This window comes from Desulfobacterales bacterium (assembly GCA_030066985.1).
In the GTDB taxonomy this organism is placed as follows: Bacteria; Desulfobacterota; Desulfobacteria; order Desulfobacterales; family JAHEIW01; genus JAHEIW01.
Map to the genome: position 1 here is coordinate 67937 of JASJAN010000015.1, position 20997 is coordinate 88933.

Sequence of the window (20997 nt, forward strand, 5' to 3'; positions counted from 1 at the left end):
ACGGACCCCGGGATCGGGGGCGCTGTCATCGCAAACCATGATCCTTGATGCCACGCTGGTTGATCGCATCGTTTATGCGAAGCACCGCCAAAGAAATAATATCGTAAAAACATCATTTACTCATCCGTCGCTCTGGTGCTCCAGATAAATATACCAATTTTCTTCGATTTTTTTGTACAGGCGGGATCCGGGGCGCAAATCTCTAAAGCCACTGTCCAATGACGCGACAATGTCATGCGGGTCGGAATTCATATAAACATAACCTTTGACGAATTTCGCATTGGCGTAAGCATCTTTTCGCAGGAACATAAATTGACGGGGTTGGTCCGCATCTGAACGCAATCCCAAAAGTGCTGTTTGATTTATCAAGTCCTGATAGCGATTATATTTCTCCATCTCAGATGATCCGCAGGTCAATACCAGGTTTTCGGATATATACTGAATATGTTTTTCTGCCTGCAGCATTTCCGCCAGTTGTGTAAATTCGGACCTGTAATTGTAAAAATGTTCGATGGCGTCGGTGTCCGCCGGTATCTGAATCCATCCGATAAACAAAAATGGAAAAAAGAGTAAGGTGAAAAAAATCGCCCCCAGTATATGCAAAAACGGGCGGGCTTTGATCCCCATACGAATTTTTGATGAGAATATCCCCAAAACCAGCCGGACGGTCAAAACAACCGGCAAGACAATGAAAAGGATTAATATAAGAGCAGCCAAAACAAAGCCAATAACATCATCTAAGATCGTATTTTGGGGCTGTGCCGGAGCATTGGATTCCCAGTTTTCACCACAATCAATGCCCCAACAGACCTGCCATTGAATCTTTCCCATACGGGGGCCGTCACCGCCATCAATTATCAAGTCCTGTTGTCTGCAATCCTGTGCGGAAATACGGCCGTAACAATCACCTATGAGCTCGCATGGTTTATTCTCAGCGTTGCTGAAATCGCCGCATCCTTCGCATAGCGCATATTCAGAATAGGTTGGCTTTGCATATCCCAGCCTTTCCAATATAGATTGCGCCCCCATTGACCAGCCCATTAGATATCCCGGAATCACCACCGAGAGAATCAGCACCATCAACAGGATTTTGATGGCTATGCCGGCCGAGGAATTCTTGGATTTTTGATCAGGCGGTTTTTGCATGGGTGTCATTTTGTTTTAATTCTTCCAGATACCTAATTTAATTTTTTCATATTGTGGTTTAAAAATCAAAAAAAAACTTACTTAAACAATTAAAATTATTATATTTTTGGATTTGATTGAACCACATGCAGGTCAAGATAAAAAAAATGAGTCTTGATTTACAAAAGCAAAACCGCTTAAAACATTCGATACCCTGCACTCGCCGATGAGACCGAAAATCGCCCTCAATGCAGCCGATGTGCAAATATTTCAACAAGGAGATGAATAATGAATTTGAACCAACCCAATGCGAACGATGCCCTACAGACGAAAAACAGATCACGCAACGTTGCCCCCCAATCCGGTATTTGCAGCCGATGTTTGGATGGCTGCAAAGGAAACTGCGACATGTTCAAAGCCACGTTCCGCGGCCGTGAACTGTTATACCCCGAGCCGTTTGGCAGCGTGACCGCCGGGGCAGACAAGGATTACCCGGTTGACTACTCGCATTTGAACATTATGGGATATGCGCTGGGCGCCAAGGGAATTGCATCCGATCCGGACCAGGCCACGTTTCCCAACGTGGATACCGAAACCGAGTATGGTGTCAGCAACAAGGTCAAATTAAAGGTGCCCATATTTACCGGTGCTCTGGGCAGCACCGATATTGCGCGAAAAAACTGGGATCACTTTGCCATCGGCGCGGCCATCAGCGGTATCAGCCTCGTGTGTGGCGAAAATGTGTGCGGGATCGATCCGGCATTGGAAATCGGCGAAAACGGTCTGATTAAAAACTCACCCGAGATGGATCGCCGCATCGAGGCGTATCGCCGCTACCACGAGGGCTACGGTGATATTATGATTCAGCTGAACGTCGAGGACACCCGCAACGGCGTGGCTGAATATGTGATCGAAAAGCACGGGGTTGAAACCATCGAGCTCAAATGGGGCCAGGGGGCCAAATGCATCGGCGGTGAAATCAAGGTTAACTCTCTGGAGCGCGCCATCGAATTGAAAAAGCGCGGTTATATCGTCACCCCGGACCCGGAGGATCCGGCGCACCAGGCCGCATTTAAGGCCGGTCCGTTAAAGCAGTTTGAAAGGCATTCGCGCCTGGGTTTTGTGGATCAGGAGGGATTTATGAACGAAGTGCAGCGCCTGCGCAATTTGGGCGCCAAGCGCATCACCCTCAAGACCGGCGCTTATCCTATGCGTGAGCTGGCCATGGCCATTCGCTGGTCCAGTGATGCCGACATCGACCTGCTGACCATCGACGGGGCACCCGGCGGTACCGGCATGAGCCCCTGGCGCATGATGACCGAATGGGGCATTCCGGCCATTTACCTGCACGCCATGGCTTATGAGCTCTGCGAGCGGCTGGTCAAAAACGGCAAGCGCGCCCCGGATCTGGCTTTTGCAGGCGGCTTCTCGTCTGAAGACCACGTGTTTAAAGCCATCGCCCTGGGAGCGCCCTACTGCAAAGCGGTCTGCATGGGCCGGGCCCTGATGATTCCGGGTATGGTCGGCAAAAACACCGAGCGCTGGCTGCGCGATGAGGATGGCGGCCTGCCGTCGACCGTCTCGAAATTCGGATATGCCAAAGAAGAAATTTTTATGAACTATGAAGTTCTCAAGGGCAAATACGGCTCGGAAATTGAAAAACTGCCCCTGGGCGCCATCGGCCTCTATAATGTGGCCGATAAAATTAAAGTCGGCCTGCAGCAACTGATGGCTGGATCGCGCAACTGGAAGGTAAATTATATCAGCCGGGACGATATCTTCTCGTTGACCGAGGAGTGTGCCAAAATCACCGGCACCCAGTATGTGATGGATGCCTACCGGCATGAAGCATTGGAGATCATTGATGCCTAAACCCCAAACGGGTTATCGTTAATGCGATCAACAGATTGAAGGAGGTTGAAGATGTCAGACAGCGAATTGAAACAGATTCTGGCAAGAGATCCGGCTGAAAAAGAATTTCACCAGGCGGTACGGGAAGTCGTTGAGACCATCAAGCCTGTTTTGGACCATCACCCTGAATATGACCAGCTGGGTGTTTTAGAGCGCATCACCGAACCTGAACGCGTGATCCTGTTCAGGGTGCCCTGGATGGATGATGGGCGCAAGGTGCGCGTCAACCGCGGCTACCAGGTGGAGATGAGCAGTGCTCTGGGCCCTTTCAAAGGCGCCTTGCGATTTCATCCCTCGGTTAATCTTGGCATTCTCAAATTTTTGGCTTTCGAGCAAACCCTTAAAAACGCGCTGACCACCCTGCCGATGGGCGGCGCTCAGGGCGGATCCGATTTTGAGCCCAAAGGAAAATCAGATGACGAGGTCATGCGGTTTTGCCAGAGTTTTATGGCCGAGCTGTCACACCACATCGGGCAGGACACCGATATCCCGGACGGCGGTCTGGGCGTGGGGGCCAGAGAAATCGGCTACATGTTCGGCATGTACAAAAAACAGCGCAATGAATTCAGCGGCGTTTTAACCGGCAAAGGGCTGCAGTGGGGCGGCAGCTATATGCGGCCCCAGGCCACCGGATACGGCGTGGTCTATTTTGCGGCCGAGATGCTCGCCAACCGCAATGACACCCTTGAGGGCAAGACCTGCCTGGTGTCCGGATCCGGCAACGTGGCCCAACACACGGCTGAAAAGATTATCGAGCTGGGCGGCACAGTCATCGCCCTCTCGGATTCATCCGGCTTTATCCACGATCCGGAAGGCATCGACCAAAAAAAGCTGGATTTTGTCAAGCGCCTCAAGAATATGAAACGCGGCCGCATCAAGGAATATGTCGATAAATATTCCGAATCGAATTACACCGAAAGCGATACATCCCTCGATCATAATCCGTTCTGGAGTATGAAAGCCGATTGCGCCTTTCCGTGCGCCATGGAAAACGAGATCAACGAAAACGATGCCTACAATTTGATTAACAACGGCGTCAAACTCGTCTGTGAAGGGGCCGACATGCCCTCCTCACCGGAGGCACTCAGAATCTTTATGGACAAAAAAATTCTGTTTGCGCCAGGCAAGGCTGCCAACGCCGGCGGCGTCGCCGTATCCGGTCTGGAAATGGCCCAAAACAGAATGCTGCTTAACTGGTCCGCCGAAGAGGTCGACCGTCGCCTGAAGACCATCATGAAAAACATCCACCAGAACTGCCTGGAGGTGGCCGATCGTTACGGCCTGCCCGGCAACTACCTGGCAGGCGCCAACATCGCCGGCTTCGTGCGGGTGGTCGACGCCACTCTGGATCAGGGACTGATCTGATAACCAACCAATGCCTTAACGCCGCTGGTGCATTTGCATATAGCGGCGTCTTGGCATCTCACCAATAAACAGCCAAGCCAAACCGACCGCCGAGACGTTAGCGGACATTCCGCCCGAGCTGGCCAAAGAAGCTGCCGAGCGTTTCCGCGAAGCGGCTGAAATGGGGGATGTGACCCGCATCAAAGCGGTTGTCGAAGACTGCCTATCCAGAACCGAGGCTTTCGGCTCGATCGCTGATCGCTGTATTCAAATGGCGGAGGATTTTGAATTTGAAGGGATTCTAAAAATAGCGGATGAACTGGAAGCAGGCTAATTCTCCAGGCGCACAGGTGACGTGTTAAACGGATTGACGACTTTCAGATTTCCAAAAACCTGACCGTCTTGTAGGTCCTCGGTTAGTAAATAACGGCAATCCGCCATCTGAGCTGCAGAAACAATGAGCGCATCCCACCAGGAAAGCCCAAAACGATCTTGAATGTGCCAGGCACCATCAAAAACGCGGTTGTCCAACGGTATGGGTTGCCACGGCAGTAAAGAGCGAATATCCTTACGGGCACTTTCCCGATCCAGCCCTGGATCCAGCTTTTCAGTAACCGTTATATAAAACTCCTGCAAAACCTGGTAGCTCAATCGCCCTGCTCGAGTGCTCCACAGATGGCTCATCCATGTGATGGCATGCGCTTGTTTCGAAGTTTCAGAAGCATCCCTGCTGTAGACGAGAACATTCGTATCGACAAAGACCTTAGCGGCCATAGAGCTCCTCGCGAGTCGGATATTTTGCTGCTGGATCTTTCAGCTGGCTGGGGGGCTGAGATAAGTATTGTTCCATAGCCATTTGATAGCTTTTTTCGGCAAGCATTTTTTCCCGCAGCATTTCACCAACAAGGCGAGATACGCTCGTATTATGTTCGGCAGCTAGAATGCGAGCCCAGCGGGCCACTTCTTCATCGAGTGTAATGGTGACATTCTTCATAACACGAAAATAGTGCAACACGAACTTCGTGTCAATAAAAAATTGTTGCATTTCAGTGTCATGCTGATTATTATAATCATAATGACCAGTATGATTATAATGATTGAGGAGGTGGGTTCATGGGTCGATCGGTTTCAGCTGTGGAAGCCCGACAAAAGTTAGGCGAAATTTTGAACAGGGTGGCCCTTCGCAGGGAGGAAATCATTATCGAACGCGCAGGCAAAAAAATTGCCCGTTTGTCACCTGTCGAAAATGAAACGCGGCGCACACAAGGCAAGCTTGATTTTCGTAAAGCCGCTGGGCTTGGTAAAGAAATCTGGCAAGATATCGATGTTGATGCTTATCTGCGACAGGAAAGAGAAGAATGGGCTTAGACCTTAAATCCAGTGACATCCTTTTTTTGGATACGGCGCCGTTTATATATTTTTTCGAACAGCACCCGGACTATTTTCCAGCTCTGGAAATAATGTTCAATCGTTTATATGAGACAGGTGCCCAGGCGATCACTTCTATCATTACGTATATTGAGCTGACCACGCATCCCGCCCGCCAGGGAAAAAGGCAATTGGTTCGCAAATATCGCGACTACCTTACCCATTCTGAAAACATCAGCCTGTTTCCTCTCGATTTGAATATTGCTGACCATGCGGTTGAATTACGTGCAAAGCATCATTTCAAAACACCAGATGCTATTCAGCTGGGAACAGCAGTCGCCTGTGGTGCTGACTTTGTCATAACCAATGACAAGGATTGGCAGAGGTTTGAAGAAGTGCAGGTTGTGATGATTAAGGATCTATAGCCTTAGCCTATGCTATATGGAAACTTCCAAATGCCGATTAAAAGAGCAGGGATTTTCAGCCGGCAGCTGTGCGGTTGAAGCGAATGGCAAACGCCGGCTGGCCTGCCAGGCCACGCTCAAATATGAAAATGACGATGTCTACCGCCTGATCACCTCTGTTCATCTTTCACGCCCGGAAAATTATCTGTCCATTTATCAGTCCGGATGCAATTTTTCCTGCCGCAAATGCCACTCCTGGACCTTCAGCAAAATAAAAGACGGCGAATGGTTTGCACCGCAGGATATTCTGGACGCCGCACTGGAATATGAAAAATCCGTCACCCAGTTTGAGCCCCGCTCACAGGCCACCGCCTGGCATGCCCACGACGCCTGCCGTTGCTGCGGCAGCTGTGTGACCCGTCAAAAACCCTCTGCCTTTTGCCCGGGTGTGCTGGAGCCCGAGCAGATTGTATTGAGTCCCCAGGGATTCGGGCCTGCACGCAATATTGTGGCCTTTACCGGTGGTGATGTCACATGCTGCCCGGAATTTTACGGCGAATGCGCCCGCCTAATTAAGGATCAAACCCGATTGTGGGTGCTCGTCGAAACCAATGGCTACGGTCTGACTTCGCAAAACCTGGATTATCTAAAAGATAGCGGGGTGGACGCCTTCTGGCTGGACATCAAGGCCTTTGATGCCGAGAACCATCGCTGGCTGACCGGCTGTGACAATGACCGCACATTACAGCTGCCCCAGGAAATGATGCAGCGCGGTTTCGTGCTGGAAGTGCTCTCGCTTTATATTCCCGGTCTGGTCGAGGCCGACGACCTGGAAAACATCGCGCGCATCTTGGTTGCTGTTGACCCAGAGATTCCTTTCACCATTTTAGCCTTTTTCCCGGAATATAAGATGAAAGATGTTGCAAGCCCGAGCGTGGCTCAAATGGTAGACGCCTATCAGCGGGTGAAAGCGGTGGGGTTGACCAATGTTCGCCTGGGCAATGTGGGTGTGTTCGCCCGCTCTGCTGAGGATCAAGCTTATTTGATGGAAAACGTCGATCCGGATGCCTTTTAGCTCACCGCAAAGACGCAGAGCTCGCAAAGGTTTAGTTATTTTTAGACAGGATTTACAGGATTTTAAAATTATATTTTCAGTTTCCGGATGAAACTGAAAATACACCATCGCCTTCGGCGAAGGTGAACATACTCATCGGTTTTTTTAACATTAAATGGCACTATAAATAAAATGGCGGAGTAAATAGCGCTTGCCAAAATAATTAATTTCCCGCTGCAAGCGGATTGAGTTTTCTCACTTCCATCCGGGAAGTGAGAAAGATAAAAAAATCCTGAATAATCCTGTAAATCCTGTCTAAAAAAATATCATCCCTTCATTTCTTGTGAGATAGGAAAAAAATCAGCAGGCTTTCGACCACTTCGGTCATAAAATCCAAATCCAGCTTGTCCATGGTGTCAGCCGCGGTGTGATAATACGGGTTCCGGAAAAAAGCCGAATCGGTCACCATTACCGCCTTATAACCCTTGTCCCAGAAAGAGGCGTGATCACTGAGCCGAACCGCCGGCATGATGTATCCGTTGAAGGGCACCGTTAATTTAACAACGGGAAGGTCTTCATTTTTTTGAAACTGCTCCACCAGATCCTTGGCAAAACCGCGGCTTTTGAAATTGCCGACGATACCGATAAAATTGCCGGTCTTGGGGTAATCCATGAACATCAGCGGAAACGGATAGTGCTGGCAGCCCGGCTCATGGCAGGCATAGCCCACCATCTCCAGACAGATCATGCCGTCAATCTTTTCATTTTGAGCACGTGCCGATCGGGCATACACCCGGCTGCCCATATGCCGCGTACCATACACCGGCGGCTCCTCCAGGGCAAAAGAAACAAATTTGACCGCCAGATCCAGGGTGTTTTTATCCGGCAGTTGGGCCAGCAATCGGGCAACCTCCAGTTGCACGGCAGTCGCGCTGGCGTTGTCATCGGCGCCCACTGTCCCGCTGACTGAATCATAATGGGCGCCCAGCACAAAACGCAGTTGAGGGTCTTTACGGAACGATATGTCGGCAATGACATTAGCCACCGGCATTTGGCCGTAGGAATACGCTTGTGTGTCTATCGCAAGGCCCAGTTCCTCGTAAAATGATGTGATATAGGCTGCTGTTTTTTTGAGATTCTCGGGTTTTCTAATGCTGCGCTCACCGATGCTCACCGTCAGGGCATGCAAATGCTCTTGCAGGTGTTGGCGTATCTGTTGGCGATCGATCATAACGCCCTCCCCCTTGTCGGCATGAAGGTCACTCATTGGCGTCACCACCAGAATGGCAATAACCATGAAACCTATGGTTGAAAATTTGATCAGCATCTTTATACTGGCATTTGTGGAAAAATATCCAAATAAACTGCACACCTGGGACATAGAACCACAAAAGGCCATGGCGTTGCAAACACAACTTGCCTCACAGGTGATTCGAACAGCACGCAGCCAGCGACAGAAATTCAACACTGTGGCCGGTGTCGACACTGCGTATCGCCAGGATAGGGCCTGTGCTGCGGTGGTGGTCTTTGATCTCGAAGATCAAAAGGTTTTGGAAGAAGTGGTGGCCGCGCAATCGGCCCGTTTTCCTTACGTACCAGGTTTGCTTTCGTTTCGAGAAGGCCCGGTGATTTTAAAAGCGTTGCGTCGATTGCGTACAGCACCGGATGTACTCATGTTCGACGGGCAGGGAATTGCCCACCCCCGCCGCTTCGGCCTCGCCAGCCATATCGGGCTGCTCACCGACATCCCGGCCATCGGCTGCGCCAAGACCCGATTGATCGGAGAATACCGGGAACCGCAAAGCACCAGAGGCAGCACCGCTGACCTGACCGACAAGAGCGAAATCATCGGCGCGGTAGTGCGCACCCGTACCAGCGTCAAACCGGTATTTATCTCCATCGGCCACCGTATGGACTTGGAGACTTGCATCCGGATCGTGTTAAAATCCTGCCGGGGCTACCGCCTGCCCGAACCCCTGCGCCGCGCCGATCATCTGTCAAGAGAGAAGTTATAACCACAAGGATACAAAGGGCACAAAGTTTAAAAGAATATAAGTAAAACTTTTATAAAAACTTTCTTTGTGTGCTTCGTGGTCTTCGTGTTCTTCGTGGTGAGAAAACTGTCGAGAAAAAAAGTTAACCACGAAGGACACGAAGAATACAAAGAATGACTTCTAAAGAGCGTTGAGTAGGCCTTCGTGAACTCCGTGTGCCTTCGTGGTGAAGATAGTATCATTTATTCATGAGATCTTCTATCTCTTCGGCTTCGCGCGGGATGGATTTTGTCAGATCAACCGGGCCTTTTGCGGTGATGAGGATATCATTCTCGATGCGGACCCCGATGGCCTCGTCCCGAATATAGATCCCGGGCTCGCACGTAAAGACCATGCCGGATACAAATTTACGGTGGCGATCACCGTAATCATGCACATCCAGCCCCAGGTGATGGGATGTACCGTGGGGGAAATACTTTTTGTAGAGTGGTGCTTCCTCAGATTGCTTTTTAATGTCGGCTTTTTTCAGTACCCCCAGACGAATCAGCTCGGCTTCCATTAATTTGACCACCGCTTTCTGATATTTTTGAAGGGTATTGCCGGGTTTGAGCATTTTGATTGCTGCTTTTTGAATCTTGAGCACCGCATTGTAGACTTCTTTTTGCCTTTTGGTAAATTTCCCGTTTACCGGCAGTGTACGGGTCACATCCGCGGCATAATTGGCAAACTCAGCCCCAAAATCGATGAGCACCAGATCTCCTTTCTGGCATTGTTTGTCATTTTTGACATAATGCAGGGTGCAGGCGTCGATACCGGATGCCACAATGGTTTCATAGGCCGGCCCCCGGGACCGATTGCGCATGAATTCGTGCACAATTTCAGCTTCGATTTCATATTCCCACACCCCGGGTTTGATAAATCCCAGCAGGCGCCGAAAGGCTTTTTCGGTGATGCCGCAGGCCGTTTTTATCAATTCGATTTCAACCGGGGATTTAACGGCCCTCAGATGGTTCATAATGGGCGCCACCCGCTCATATTGGTGCAGCGGAAACGTTTGCCGGCACCATTTCAAAAAGCGCATGTCGCGGGTTTCGACAATGTCCGGTGCCCGCAAGTGCTCATTGGTGTTTAAATAGATATGCTCAGACTCGATGATCATCGGCCGCAGGATCGTATGCAGTTCGTTGGTCCAGTGCACCGTCTGTATACCGGAAATTTCCTGGGCTTCCGCCTTGGTAAATTTGTGGCCCTCCCAGGTGGCAATCTGCTCATTGGTTTCCCTGACAAACAGGATTTCTTTTTGTTTTTTGTCGGGGGCATCCGGGCAAATCACCAGCACCGTTTCTTCCTGATCGATGCCGCTCAAATAGAAGATGTCCGTCTGCTGGATGAACGGATGATTGCCGTCGGCACTGGTGGGCATGACATCATTGGCGTTGAAAATCGCAATCGAATTCGGCTTGAGTTGCTTGCTGAAACGCTGCCGATTTTTCACGAATAAGCTCGGATCAATTTTCGAATATTTCATAACGGTCTATCCATTGGTGTAAAGCGGTTTTTGAAAGCTACTCGGTTGTTCAACAAAAAAGTAACACCTAATTGCTATTAGAAGTGGTCTCAAGATCTTAGATTAGGTCCCCCGCTTAAAAGCGGGGAGATAGGGTTTTGAGACCACTTCACCATAAGATGTGCGGTAGGATAGTGTCAAGCAAACAATCTCAGGTTCGGTTGAGCCCGCTGCCCGCTTGTCCGCCTCTGGCGGGTTAGCCCGTTTGCCCGTTTGATAGATTCTAATTTATTTCTTCTTTATGGGCTTACCCGAAATTGGCTCACCTTTTTGGATCATCAACTATTTCTCAACTTAGTAAGGGCATTACAGGGCAGGACATAAAAAAAGCGTCTGAAGCTAAGAAATTAATCATTAATTATTTCCGCTTCAGACGCTTTTGCTAAGCCTTATATTTAAATATTTTGCGGGAGTTGGAGGCTTTCATAGGCAAGACATTTATGGACGAAGCTATAGTGAACTATGCTTCGGCCTTAATAACGCAGTATATGGAAGCCTCCGGCTCGCCCGAAGGGTGAAAATTAATGAGATAAAATGGTTTTTATCGATTTTATGTGAATGGTATTTTGAACTACTAAAATTATTTCTGCAATCTGCTGTCATTGAAAATAATTACAACTTCTCATTAATTTTCATGCAAAATATTTTAGAATAAAACGAGTGGATAAACTTTGATCACCGCATCAAATTTGGCTTTTTTATCATCTTCGCCAGCTTCAACGCCTTGCTCACCTTCGACAATCGTTAAGATTGTCTTCAAGGGATAGCTGTATTGAACCTTTTTCTCTTTTACCATGACACTGAAAAATTCTTCATTGGCGTCAACCAGTTCGGCTTCCTTAATTTCAGCTGAATTATCATAGTTAATGCCGATGGCTTTGCCTTTATATCTTTTAAGCAATCCCAAAAGCTTGACATAGTTGCTTTGACCTGCAGCCACTTCAAGGGTTTCAGCAGATTCTTCAGCCTTCGTCTGGGCGGCTTTTTGCTTTTTCAACGCCTCTGCTTTGGCCTTATTGGCCTTCTGCTTTTTCAAAGCCAATGCCTTGGCCTGGGCGGCCTTCTTTTTCTTTAATGCCTCGGCTTTGGCCTGGGCAGCTTTTTGCTTTTTTAAGGCCTCGGCTTTGGCCTGGGCCAGTTTTTTCTTCTTTAAGGCGGCTGCTTTTGTCTGCGCCGCCTTTTCTTTCTTGCGCGCCTCAGCTTTTAACAGGGCCTCCTGCTGTTTTTTAAGGGCTTCATTTTTGGCCTTCTGCGCTTCCTGGTTGACAGTAGTGTCTATCTTTTTATCAACCGCTGACTGCGATTTGGCTTCATCATCCCGCGCTTCCGATAGGGCCGCATCTTGCTCACCTGTCTTTACTTCTGATTCGGTTGTCTCGATTATTTCCAGTCCTTCCAGCTCAATCGCATCTTTTGCAGTTGTTTTATCTGCGGATTCAATCGGTTCTGCTGGTTTTTCAGCTGTCTTTTCGGTCTCCGCCGGCGTCTTGGATTCAGATGGTTTTCTCTCGGGTTCTGACGTTGCCGAGTTTTCTTGGGATGGGTCTGCTGCTATGGGCTCAATTTTAGAATCTGCGGTGGCTGTTTGATCTGCTGTTGAAACCGGTTGGTCTTTCTCATCAGACTCGGCTTTGTCGCTTTCTTGGGTATTATCGGCCGCTGGTTCAACGAGTTTTTCTGCCGTCTCAACAGTTTCCGCTTTCGGGCTATCATCGGCTTTAGAATCCAATAAAATGGGCTTTTCAGTATCATCCGGCTCGGTTACCGTCTCCATGGAGGTTTCAATAGCTTCCAGCTCAATTTCCGCGGTAACTTCGTCTTGAGATTTAGCCGCATCGGGTATCTCTTCATCTAAAGATGCTTCTTCTATTTCGGACAACTCCTGCGGTTTAGGAATTCGAATCTCAACAGTATCCTCATGCGGATCAGGCCGCCTGATCGTATCTTTATCCGGTGAAACAGGTTCAGGTTCAGACGTTGTATGCGTCTCCTCCTCGAGGGTCTCCACCGCTTCGACAGCATCCGGCTGGGCCTCGTCGAGGATAGCTTCAGCCGCTTCAATGGATTTTCTTTTTTCATCATCTTGTAACGCTGCTGCTGCTTGCATGGCAGGATTTTTAACGAAAATGATCCCGCATTGGACACAGGCGTCCGCGAGAACATTATTCACAAGACCGCATTGAGGACAAGTGATCTGATTTTCTTCCATTTTCGACAACTCCTTATCTGATTTTGATCTTTCCGGCAGCCTTTTTGGTGTAAAGAGGTGGTTTTTCCCTAATTTGAACGCTTATTACCGGAATATATTGTGATTATCGGTTCAAGCCGGTTTTTTCTTAAATATTATATTGAATCAACCTGACAATAATTTGATCCGGATAAACTACAGAACCCGATTATTTACAATAATACTAATAAATACAAAGTATTATATAGATATCAGCGGCGAGAATGATCGTGGGTTGCATGATTGAAAGCAACCGTTTTTTATGGTATCTGCTGGCAGCCTAATAAAATCCGACTGAAAGTCTCGGAATTTTTTAACCACAGAGACCGCAGCGCACACAGAGAAAAACGTTCTCAATTTGAGCCTCAAACTTTCAGATAACTGATTTTTATCTCTGTGATCTCTGTATGTTCTCTATGATTAAAAAGTGAATATTGAATAAGGTCAGACCGAAATTTTATAATGTTTAGATGATATAAGGAGAACCAATTATGGCACTTGAAGTCAGCTTTGCGGGCGGGAAAAAAGTCGACGCGACATTTAAGGGTTTTACGATCAAAACTGACCAGAGCAAAAAAGACGGTGGAGAGGGTTCGGCACCGACACCTTCTTTTCTGTTTTTTGCCTCGCTGGGCACCTGTGCAGGTCTCTATGCACTCAATTTCTGTGAAAAGCGCAAAATCGACACATCGAAACTAAAATTGGTATTGGATTTTGAAACACACCCCAAAACCCACATGGTCACAAAGATTGTTATGAACCTCACGCTGCCGCCGGATTTTCCGGAAAAATACGTACCGGCCATCATCAAGGCCATGGATCTTTGCTACGTCAAAAAACATCTGCATGAGCCCCCACAGTTTGAAACGATCACGCAGCATGCGGTATAAATGAGATATCCGTTGCGATCCCAATAGGTAAACGGTCATGTCGACAGATCCCGTTTCTGAAACCACCACAAACTCGGTTTCGCGCCTGACACTGAGCATTGTGGTTACCACCTTGTGCCGTCTGGTGCTCAACACAGCGCGCCGGTTTGCCTATCCGTTTGCACCGGCACTGAGCCGGGGGCTGGGCGTGCCCCTGACAGCCATCACCTCATTGATTGCGATAAACCAGGCAACCGCGGTTCTGGGTTTGTTTTTCGGTCCGATTGCGGATCGTCTGGGGTATCGTCTGATGATGCTCAGCGGAATGACCTTGCTGGTAGCCGGGATGTTCGCCGCGGGGCTGTTTCCGTTTTTCGGGGTGGTTCTGGTGGCACTGTTTTTAGCCGGTTTGGGCAAAAGTATCTTTGATCCGGCTTTACAGGCCTATGTCAGCGAACGCGTCCCTTTCCACCGCAGAGGCCTGGCCATTGGTTTTCTGGAATTCGCCTGGGCGGGCAGCACCCTTTTGGGCATCCCATTGATTGCGCTTCTGATCGATCGTCTGGGTTGGCGGGCCCCGTTTTTTGCAATGGGCGGTTTGGGGATCCTGGGCATTCTGGTGCTCAGAGTTATCATCGAAAAAGGGCGACGCAAGCCGGCATCGGGTCAATCTGCACCTTTATTCAAGGGGGCCTGGCGACAGCTCCTGCGGGAACGCTCAGCTCTGGGGGCACTATCTTATGCCTTCTGGATTAGCGTGGCAAATGACAATTTATTTGTTGTTTACGGCGCCTGGCTGGAAACACAGTTTAATTTGAGCATTGTGGCCCTGGGCCTCGGAACCAGTGTCATCGGTTTTGCCGAATTAGCGGGGGAATCGCTGACAGCGGCATTGGCCGATCGTCTGGGTTTGAAACGATCGGTGATCGGCGGCATGACGGTCTGTCTGATTTGCTATGCCATCCTGCCATTTATGAGCTCGACGTTGGGGATGGCGTTAACCGGCCTGTTTCTGTTATTTTTGACATTTGAGTTTACCATTGTCGCCAGCCTTTCTTTGTTTACCGAGCTGGTCCCCGCATCACGCGCAACAATGATGGCCAGCTATCTGGCATCGGCCGGAATCGGGCGCGTGGTCGGCGCGTTGATCGGTGGCCCGATATGGCTGGCGGGCGGCATTTACGCCACAGCCCTGGTTTCAGCCGTCATCAGCGGTCTGGCGCTCCTATCCCTCGTCTGGGGACTTCATAAGTGGCAAAAACCGTAAACATAAGAATTTTACTTTTGGGTATCCACAAGAGACCTGATATGCGTTATATTAATAAATTCGAAGCACGAAATCCGACATTCGAAACAAATTTTAATTTCAAATGACCAAAATCCAAAAGTTTTGAACATTTGAATTTAGTATTTTTATATTGTTTCGTATTTCGGATTTCGAATTTCGAGATTTGATTGACTCATAAGTAAAATGCTAAAAAAATTTATAAAATATTCTCTCCTTATAATTGTGATGGCCGGGATAGCGCTGGCCATTTATGGCTGGTACCTTTCGGGCCAGGTTGAAAAACGTTTTTCCGCCCGTCGCTGGAGCATACCTTCGACCGTTTATTCGGATACGACCCTTTTATATCCGGGACAACGCATCATTCCCTCTCAGTTTAGTCAAAAGCTTTCAAATCTGGGTTACCGCCGCGTCAACCGTTTGCCTTCCAACAAGGGTGAACTCCAGATCCGCGCCCAGAGGCTGGATATTTTTTTAAACGATCTGAAAACGCCCTGGACCGAACGCGCTGGATTTCTGGCTCAACTCGACCTTAGCAACAATACCATTGGCACCATTCGCCGCAAGGACAATGGAGAGAGCGTTCCGATTCTGGAATTGGAGCCCGAGGAAATCATGCAATTTTTCGGCCCGGAGCGCGAGCGGCGGCAGCTGATTTCGATTGAACAGGTTCCCGAACATCAGATTCAGGCGGTGCTGGCTGCAGAGGATCACCGCTTTTTTGAGCATCATGGTGTTGATTGGCGCGGCATTCTGCGGGCCATGCTGACCAACCTGCGCCACGGCGCCATCCGACAGGGGGGATCGACCTTAACACAGCAACTGGCTAAAAATTATTTCCTCACACCGGAGCGAACATTTACCCGCAAGCTAAGAGAACTGATTCTGGCCCTGATCATTGAATTCAAATACGACAAGCAGGAAATCTTAGAAATTTATTTGAATGAAATCTATCTGGGCCAAAAAGGCTCGGTGGCCATCAACGGCATCGGCGAAGCATCGTATTTTTATTTTGGCAAACCGGTTAAGGCACTGACAGTTTCTGAGGCCGCTATTATTGCCGGTCTGATCAAAGCGCCCAACAATTATTCCCCGTATGCCGATATGGCCCGCTGTCAAAGCCGCAGAGATACGGTCCTAAAGGCCATGCACCGCTGGGAGTGGCTTTCACAAGCGGAGCTTGAAGATGTCCTAAAGCAGCCCATCAAGGCCGTCGGATTTATCGTGGCAGATAAAAAAGCACCTTATTTTATCGATTACCTTAGCGAACAGCTAACCAGCCTTTATCGCCCGGAAGACCTTGCCAGCCTTGGGCTATCCATCTACACCACCCTGGACACCCAGGTTCAGGAAGCCGCTGAAAAGGCCCTGGCAAAGGGCCTGGCCCGTTTGGAAGATTCAAATCCGGAACTGCAGCGCACCACGCCCGAAGAAAAGCTTCAGGGTGCCATGGTGGTCATGCACCCCAAAACCGGTCATATCCTGGCCCTGGTGGGGGGCCGCGACTACGGCGTCAGCCAGTTTAACCGTGTCACCCAGGCCCATCGTCAACCCGGAAGTGCTTTTAAACCACTGGTCTACCTAGCCGCGCTGAATAAATTTACACCAACGACACTGCTGTCAAATGATCCCAAAACCTACACGGTTAATGGAAAACCCTGGGACCCTCAGAACTTTGAAGCTGTGATTGAATACACGGTTAGTTTGCAGGATGCACTTAAAAAATCCTATAATCTGGCCACGGTTGACCTGGCAATGAAAACCGGCCTGGAGCGGATCGTAGAGCTGGCCGCTAAATTTAATTTTTCGACGCCGATTAAACCTTATCCATCGCTGGCGCTGGGCGCCTTTGAAGTCATACCGCTGGAGCTGGCCCGGTCCTATTGTGTTTTTGCCGCCGAGGGGGTGCAGCCCTTTCCCTTATCGTTAAAGGGTGTGGTCGACGAAAATGATCGCATTCTCGATCATCAGCATCTGAATATTGAGCGGTTGATTACCCCGGCTGAAGCGTTCATCATGAACAGTATGCTGCAGGGCGTCGTCAGGGAAGGTACCGCCCGGTCGCTGCAATGGCGCGGCGTAACCTGGCCGGTGGCCGGCAAAACCGGAACTACAAATGATTTCAGAGATGCCTGGTTTGTGGGCTATACGCCGGATATTTTGGCCTTGGTCTGGGTGGGCTTTGATAATGGGGACTCGATCAAAGCCACCGGTGCGGCTGCCGCCCTGCCGATCTGGGCCGATCTGATGAACGCCGTCCCTCAGTACCGGTCAGAAGCTGATTTTAGCATTCCGCAGGGAGTTGAAAAGATTCTGGTCTGCCCTGTGACCGGTCGACCGGCGGTTGGTGGCTGCCCGGATCCGCTAGACGTGTATTTTTTGTCAGCCCGGGTACCTGAGGATCACTGCCCGTTGCACCCCAAAGACGGCATCACCGATAAAATCATCAAGGGCGTGAAAGGGATCATCAATGATGAATAAGGCCATATACACCATATGCTTGCTGCTGATGGCGGCGACACTGACGGGGTGCCCAAAACCGCCTTTAAAGGGCGATGCGTCCGAAGCTGACGCCATCACTGCGCCCGATGAAACGGTTGAAGAAAACCCGCGAGCCGTCGCCTCCCTGCAATTAACCGACCAGGGCCGTCGCCACGTGGAGGCACGCCAGCCGGATCGGGCCATCCGGGTGTTGGAACAGGCCGTCAGCCTCCACCCCACCAATGGCCAGAACTATTACTACCTTTCTGAGGCCTGGCTGATGAAAGGCTTCGCAGATCAGGCCAAAGAGTTCAATCAATTGGCCGAAATTCACTTAAAAGATGACAAACAGTGGATGATACGGGTGGCGGAGCAGGCAGATCGTATCGCAGAACTGGAGAAATAGGAGCTATTTTATAAAAGTTGAGCCCGTTACCCGCTTGTCCGCCTCTGGAGGATTTGCCCGTTTACCGGTTATCGAATTACCACGGATGCTCTCTGATCCTAACCGGCTCAATCCGCCGGTGGCGGACTCAACTGGCTAACCTATAAAGGAGATAAACAAATGACTGAGGCGGAAATTACCGTATACGGGGCTCACTGGTGCCCGGACTGCCGGCGCAGCAAGCAGTTTCTGGGCGAGCACCAGATCCCCTATAACTGGGTGGATATTGAACAGGACGAAGAAGCCGAGCAATTTGTGATCGAAAAAAACGACGGCAAGCGCATCATCCCGACCATTACCTTTGCCGACGGCTCATTTCTGGTGGAGCCCAGCAATGCAGAGCTGGCCGCCAAACTGGGGCTCAAAACCAAAGCCGCTCGCAGCCATTACGATCTGATCGTATTAGGCGGCGGGCCCGCCGGCCTTACGGCGGCCCTTTACACGGCCCGCGAAGCCATCGACACCCTGGTGATCGAACGCGCCGCCTTCGGCGGCCAGGCCGCCGGGACCGAAAAGCTGGACAACATGCCTGGATTTCCAGATGGTGTGGCCGGGAACGAGTTTTCCGAGCGCCTGCGCCGCCAGGCGGAGCGTTTCGACGTCGAGCTGCTGCAGGCCCAGCAGATTGCCGGCATTCACAACCATGACAATTACCACTGCGTCACCACCGAAGACGGCAGCCAGTACAGTGCTGACGCGCTGCTGGTCGCCACCGGCAGCCGTTACAAGCGACTGAACGTGCCGGGGGAAAGCGACTACATCGGTGCCGGGGTGCACTTTTGCGCCACCTGCGACGGGCCTTTTTACAAGGGCAAGCACGTGGCGATAGTCGGCGGCGGCAACAGCGCCACCGAAGAAAGCCTGCTGCTGACCAAATTTGCCGACAAGGTCACGATTCTGGTGCGCGGCGGCGAATTCACGGCTTCCCAAATCATCCAGGAAAAAGTCCTCGGCCATTCGCAAATTGAGGTGCGCTGGCACACCGAGGTCAAAGAATTCGTGGGCCAGGACTCAAAGCTAAACCGGCTGCGGATTCATAACAACCAAACCGGTGAAGAAGCGGAAATGCCCATCGACGGGGTCTTTATTTTTATCGGCCTGGTGCCCAACACCGGATTTCTGGCCGACAGCGGCATCTTACTGGACCAATGGGGGTTTGTCGTCACCGGTCATGCCCTGCTTCATCAGGAAAAGCGGCCGGCCGGCTATGAGAATCGCGACCCGCTGCTGCTCGAAACCAGCGTTCCGGGCATATTTGCCGCCGGCGATGTGCGCGACAAAAGCACCAAGCAGGTGGTCAGCGCCGCCGGCGAAGGCGGCAGCGCCGCGTTGATGATCCGTGAATATCTAAAAGGGATGTGACTAAAGGAAGTCGGCAGATTGTGAGTGGGACTCCATTCGCGCCAGATAATGCCATGAAGTAAGTTGCGAATGGAGCCCAAAGATTACACTCAGGTTTCCTCTTGGTCTAAATTATTCTTCTTCCGGGACCAGGACGACCTCCCTGATGGTCTGGTTTCCGCTTTCTTCTATTGCCAATACTTCAAATTTGGTTACTGTCTCCACTTGTTCCGGAACCTCCACACTGGTGGCATCTCCAGAAAGTTTAATACTAAACTCGACTTCTTCGTCTTCTTCATCTAAACCTTCGACAACGACCTCGTATCCGTCTATCTCAATATCAGTGTCATTCACATCACACTTTCCGTCATCGTTATTTATCTTATTTTCAACGGGATCCCAGGTGATGGTGCCGTTGCCGTTACCTGGAGTATATGTGGCGTTTTCTGGCGCACAAGGAATATCATGCGTGAATTCTGCATCACCATGTACGAATTTTCTTTCAACATCTCTTCCAAAAAATTTGTATGTGCCTTCCGGAAACCGATTTAGAAAAACATCGATAGGAACCTCTGCTAGCGTTGGCTCACCACTCTCAAAAAACAATTCAGCAAGGCCTTGCTTACTTAAGCTTTTTATGGCCTTGACAGCGAGGATCACTTTCCAATTCGGATCTATGATTGTGACACTCCTCCAGGGTTCTCCATCGACGAAAGCCCGGACACCCAGATCTTGATCTGTAAAATTGTACTCGATGTTGAACTCGGTTTCCTCGAATTCAGTGCCACCGGCCCAAACTTGCGGAACTGCTGCTCCCATAATAAGCGCTGCCACCGGGACCAGCAGAACAGCCAAAAAATGCATGGATCTCATCTTGCCAACCGATTTTTGTTTAACCTTTGTTGATAGCATAGTTGCCTCCTTGTGTGGTGTTTGTGGGCGCGTTATAAAATAACGTGCCCGGGTTAATGATGGGTTTGCCATACAAACAATGGACTTACGCGGCCTTAAATTCGCATGAAAATGCCTTAAAGCCGGATTCAATCGAATCGGTGATGGTAATGACATCTTTTAAGCGATTGACCTCAAATATTTCGCTGACATAGCCGTTCAAGGAGCATAAAACCACCCTGCCTTTTTTGCGGTTCAGCGTTTTAACTGTGCTCAGGATGACCCTCAGAACCGAGGTCCGCAGGTATTCCAGGGCGCTCAAGTCGAACAGCAGGCTTGTTTGACCGCTTTTCAGGATCGCTTTAATCGTGCGCTCAAGCTCCGGCGACAGCCGGGCTTCCATGCGGCCTTTGACGGTCACACACACAATCCCGTTTTTATCTTCTCGAATAATTTCCATGGCAGTACACTTTCTGTTTTTCACAGGCTACTAAAAAGTAAAATCCACGGTGCGCCAGTCGGTTTTAACGCACCCCGACGGACTGAAAACATAAGCGTTTTTATCCTGGCAGATGGCCTGTACCCGGATCTGGTAATCTTTACCCCTCTCGAGCACGGCCAGCGGTGTCAATTTCAGGTTTTTGATTTCAGTCATCAGAAGCCGCGCTTGATTTAAAGATTCGACTACCGG

The 20997-nt window shown here is 49.9% G+C and carries 21 protein-coding genes; 12 read left to right on the forward strand and 9 right to left on the reverse strand.

The annotated features are described in order from the left end of the window. Positions 1–120: 120 nt before the first annotated feature. The gene (locus QNJ26_09035) at positions 121–1155 is read right to left on the reverse strand and encodes a hypothetical protein (protein ID MDJ0985676.1); all 1035 of its coding nucleotides are present in this window, start codon (positions 1153–1155) and stop codon (positions 121–123) included. Between the two features lie 258 nt (positions 1156–1413). Here QNJ26_09035 and QNJ26_09040 point away from each other — a divergent pair, with 258 nt between their 5' ends. From QNJ26_09040 to QNJ26_09050, 3 genes are all read left to right on the forward strand, one after another. Continuing rightward, entirely contained in the window at positions 1414–2997 is a 1584-nt protein-coding gene (locus tag QNJ26_09040) for an FMN-binding glutamate synthase family protein (protein MDJ0985677.1), read from the forward strand. A gap of 51 nt (positions 2998–3048) precedes the next feature. After that, positions 3049–4401, forward strand: a complete 1353-nt coding sequence (gdhA, locus tag QNJ26_09045) for an NADP-specific glutamate dehydrogenase (GenBank protein MDJ0985678.1) — start codon at positions 3049–3051, stop codon at positions 4399–4401. Positions 4402–4561: 160 nt separating this feature from the next. Then, entirely contained in the window at positions 4562–4714 is a 153-nt protein-coding gene (locus QNJ26_09050; GenBank protein MDJ0985679.1) for a hypothetical protein, read from the forward strand. Here QNJ26_09050 and QNJ26_09055 read toward each other — a convergent pair. Then, on the reverse strand, positions 4711–5154 hold the full coding sequence (locus QNJ26_09055) for a PIN domain-containing protein (GenBank protein ID MDJ0985680.1): 444 nt from the start codon (positions 5152–5154) through the stop codon (positions 4711–4713). The two genes, QNJ26_09050 and QNJ26_09055, sit on opposite strands and share 4 nt — an antisense overlap. Next, positions 5144–5425: a DUF6364 family protein gene (locus QNJ26_09060; protein MDJ0985681.1), complete on the reverse strand. Its 282-nt coding sequence runs from the start codon at positions 5423–5425 to the stop codon at positions 5144–5146. Before QNJ26_09060 ends, QNJ26_09055 begins: the two co-directional genes overlap by 11 nt. Positions 5426–5493: 68 nt before the next feature. On the opposite strand from QNJ26_09060, the gene QNJ26_09065 reads away from it, so the two are divergent. Genes QNJ26_09065 through QNJ26_09075 form a run of 3 tightly spaced genes read left to right on the forward strand, consistent with a single transcriptional unit; the run spans position 5494 to position 7227 of the window. Continuing rightward, a complete protein-coding gene (locus tag QNJ26_09065; protein MDJ0985682.1) occupies positions 5494–5748 on the forward strand; it encodes a type II toxin-antitoxin system prevent-host-death family antitoxin in 255 nt (84 codons plus the stop codon). Next, entirely contained in the window at positions 5739–6173 is a 435-nt protein-coding gene (locus QNJ26_09070) for a PIN domain-containing protein (GenBank protein ID MDJ0985683.1), read from the forward strand. Before QNJ26_09065 ends, QNJ26_09070 begins: the two co-directional genes overlap by 10 nt. Positions 6174–6189: 16 nt before the next feature. Continuing rightward, complete coding sequence (locus QNJ26_09075; protein ID MDJ0985684.1) at positions 6190–7227, forward strand: radical SAM protein; 1038 nt, start codon at positions 6190–6192, stop codon at positions 7225–7227. Positions 7228–7540: 313 nt separating this feature from the next. Here QNJ26_09075 and QNJ26_09080 read toward each other — a convergent pair whose 3' ends face one another. Then, positions 7541–8473: a M28 family peptidase gene (locus QNJ26_09080; protein MDJ0985685.1), complete on the reverse strand. Its 933-nt coding sequence runs from the start codon at positions 8471–8473 to the stop codon at positions 7541–7543. Positions 8474–8501: 28 nt separating this feature from the next. Between QNJ26_09080 and nfi the strand changes: the two genes are divergently transcribed. After that, the gene (nfi, locus tag QNJ26_09085; protein MDJ0985686.1) at positions 8502–9221 is read left to right on the forward strand and encodes a deoxyribonuclease V; all 720 of its coding nucleotides are present in this window, start codon (positions 8502–8504) and stop codon (positions 9219–9221) included. A 217-nt stretch (positions 9222–9438) separates the two neighbouring features. Here the strand turns inward: nfi and QNJ26_09090 are convergent, their stop codons facing one another. Together QNJ26_09090 and QNJ26_09095 are read right to left on the reverse strand one after the other, a co-directional pair. Continuing rightward, complete coding sequence (locus QNJ26_09090) at positions 9439–10728, reverse strand: aminopeptidase P N-terminal domain-containing protein (GenBank protein MDJ0985687.1); 1290 nt, start codon at positions 10726–10728, stop codon at positions 9439–9441. Between the two features lie 685 nt (positions 10729–11413). Beyond that, positions 11414–12976, reverse strand: coding sequence for a hypothetical protein (locus QNJ26_09095; protein MDJ0985688.1), 1563 nt, complete (start codon positions 12974–12976; stop codon positions 11414–11416). Positions 12977–13485: 509 nt separating this feature from the next. Here QNJ26_09095 and QNJ26_09100 point away from each other — a divergent pair. From QNJ26_09100 to QNJ26_09120, 5 genes are all read left to right on the forward strand, one after another. Then, on the forward strand, positions 13486–13884 hold the full coding sequence (locus QNJ26_09100) for an OsmC family protein (protein ID MDJ0985689.1): 399 nt from the start codon (positions 13486–13488) through the stop codon (positions 13882–13884). Between the two features lie 37 nt (positions 13885–13921). Further along, complete coding sequence (locus QNJ26_09105) at positions 13922–15130, forward strand: MFS transporter (GenBank protein ID MDJ0985690.1); 1209 nt, start codon at positions 13922–13924, stop codon at positions 15128–15130. 204 nt (positions 15131–15334) lie between these two features. Continuing rightward, positions 15335–17629 (forward strand): PBP1A family penicillin-binding protein, encoded by a 2295-nt coding sequence (locus QNJ26_09110; protein ID MDJ0985691.1) that lies wholly within the window; start codon positions 15335–15337, stop codon positions 17627–17629. Further along, on the forward strand, positions 17619–18035 hold the full coding sequence (locus tag QNJ26_09115) for a hypothetical protein (protein ID MDJ0985692.1): 417 nt from the start codon (positions 17619–17621) through the stop codon (positions 18033–18035). Before QNJ26_09110 ends, QNJ26_09115 begins: the two co-directional genes overlap by 11 nt. Positions 18036–18194: 159 nt before the next feature. Beyond that, entirely contained in the window at positions 18195–19436 is a 1242-nt protein-coding gene (locus QNJ26_09120) for an FAD-dependent oxidoreductase (GenBank protein MDJ0985693.1), read from the forward strand. A gap of 111 nt (positions 19437–19547) precedes the next feature. Here QNJ26_09120 and QNJ26_09125 read toward each other — a convergent pair whose 3' ends face one another. The 3 genes from QNJ26_09125 to QNJ26_09135 form a co-directional block, all read right to left on the reverse strand. Next, positions 19548–20327, reverse strand: coding sequence for a hypothetical protein (locus tag QNJ26_09125; GenBank protein ID MDJ0985694.1), 780 nt, complete (start codon positions 20325–20327; stop codon positions 19548–19550). Positions 20328–20412: 85 nt separating this feature from the next. After that, positions 20413–20766, reverse strand: coding sequence for an STAS domain-containing protein (locus QNJ26_09130; GenBank protein MDJ0985695.1), 354 nt, complete (start codon positions 20764–20766; stop codon positions 20413–20415). 30 nt (positions 20767–20796) lie between these two features. Beyond that, the coding region (locus tag QNJ26_09135) for a hypothetical protein (protein ID MDJ0985696.1) at positions 20797–20997 on the reverse strand (201 nt) is incomplete at its 5' end.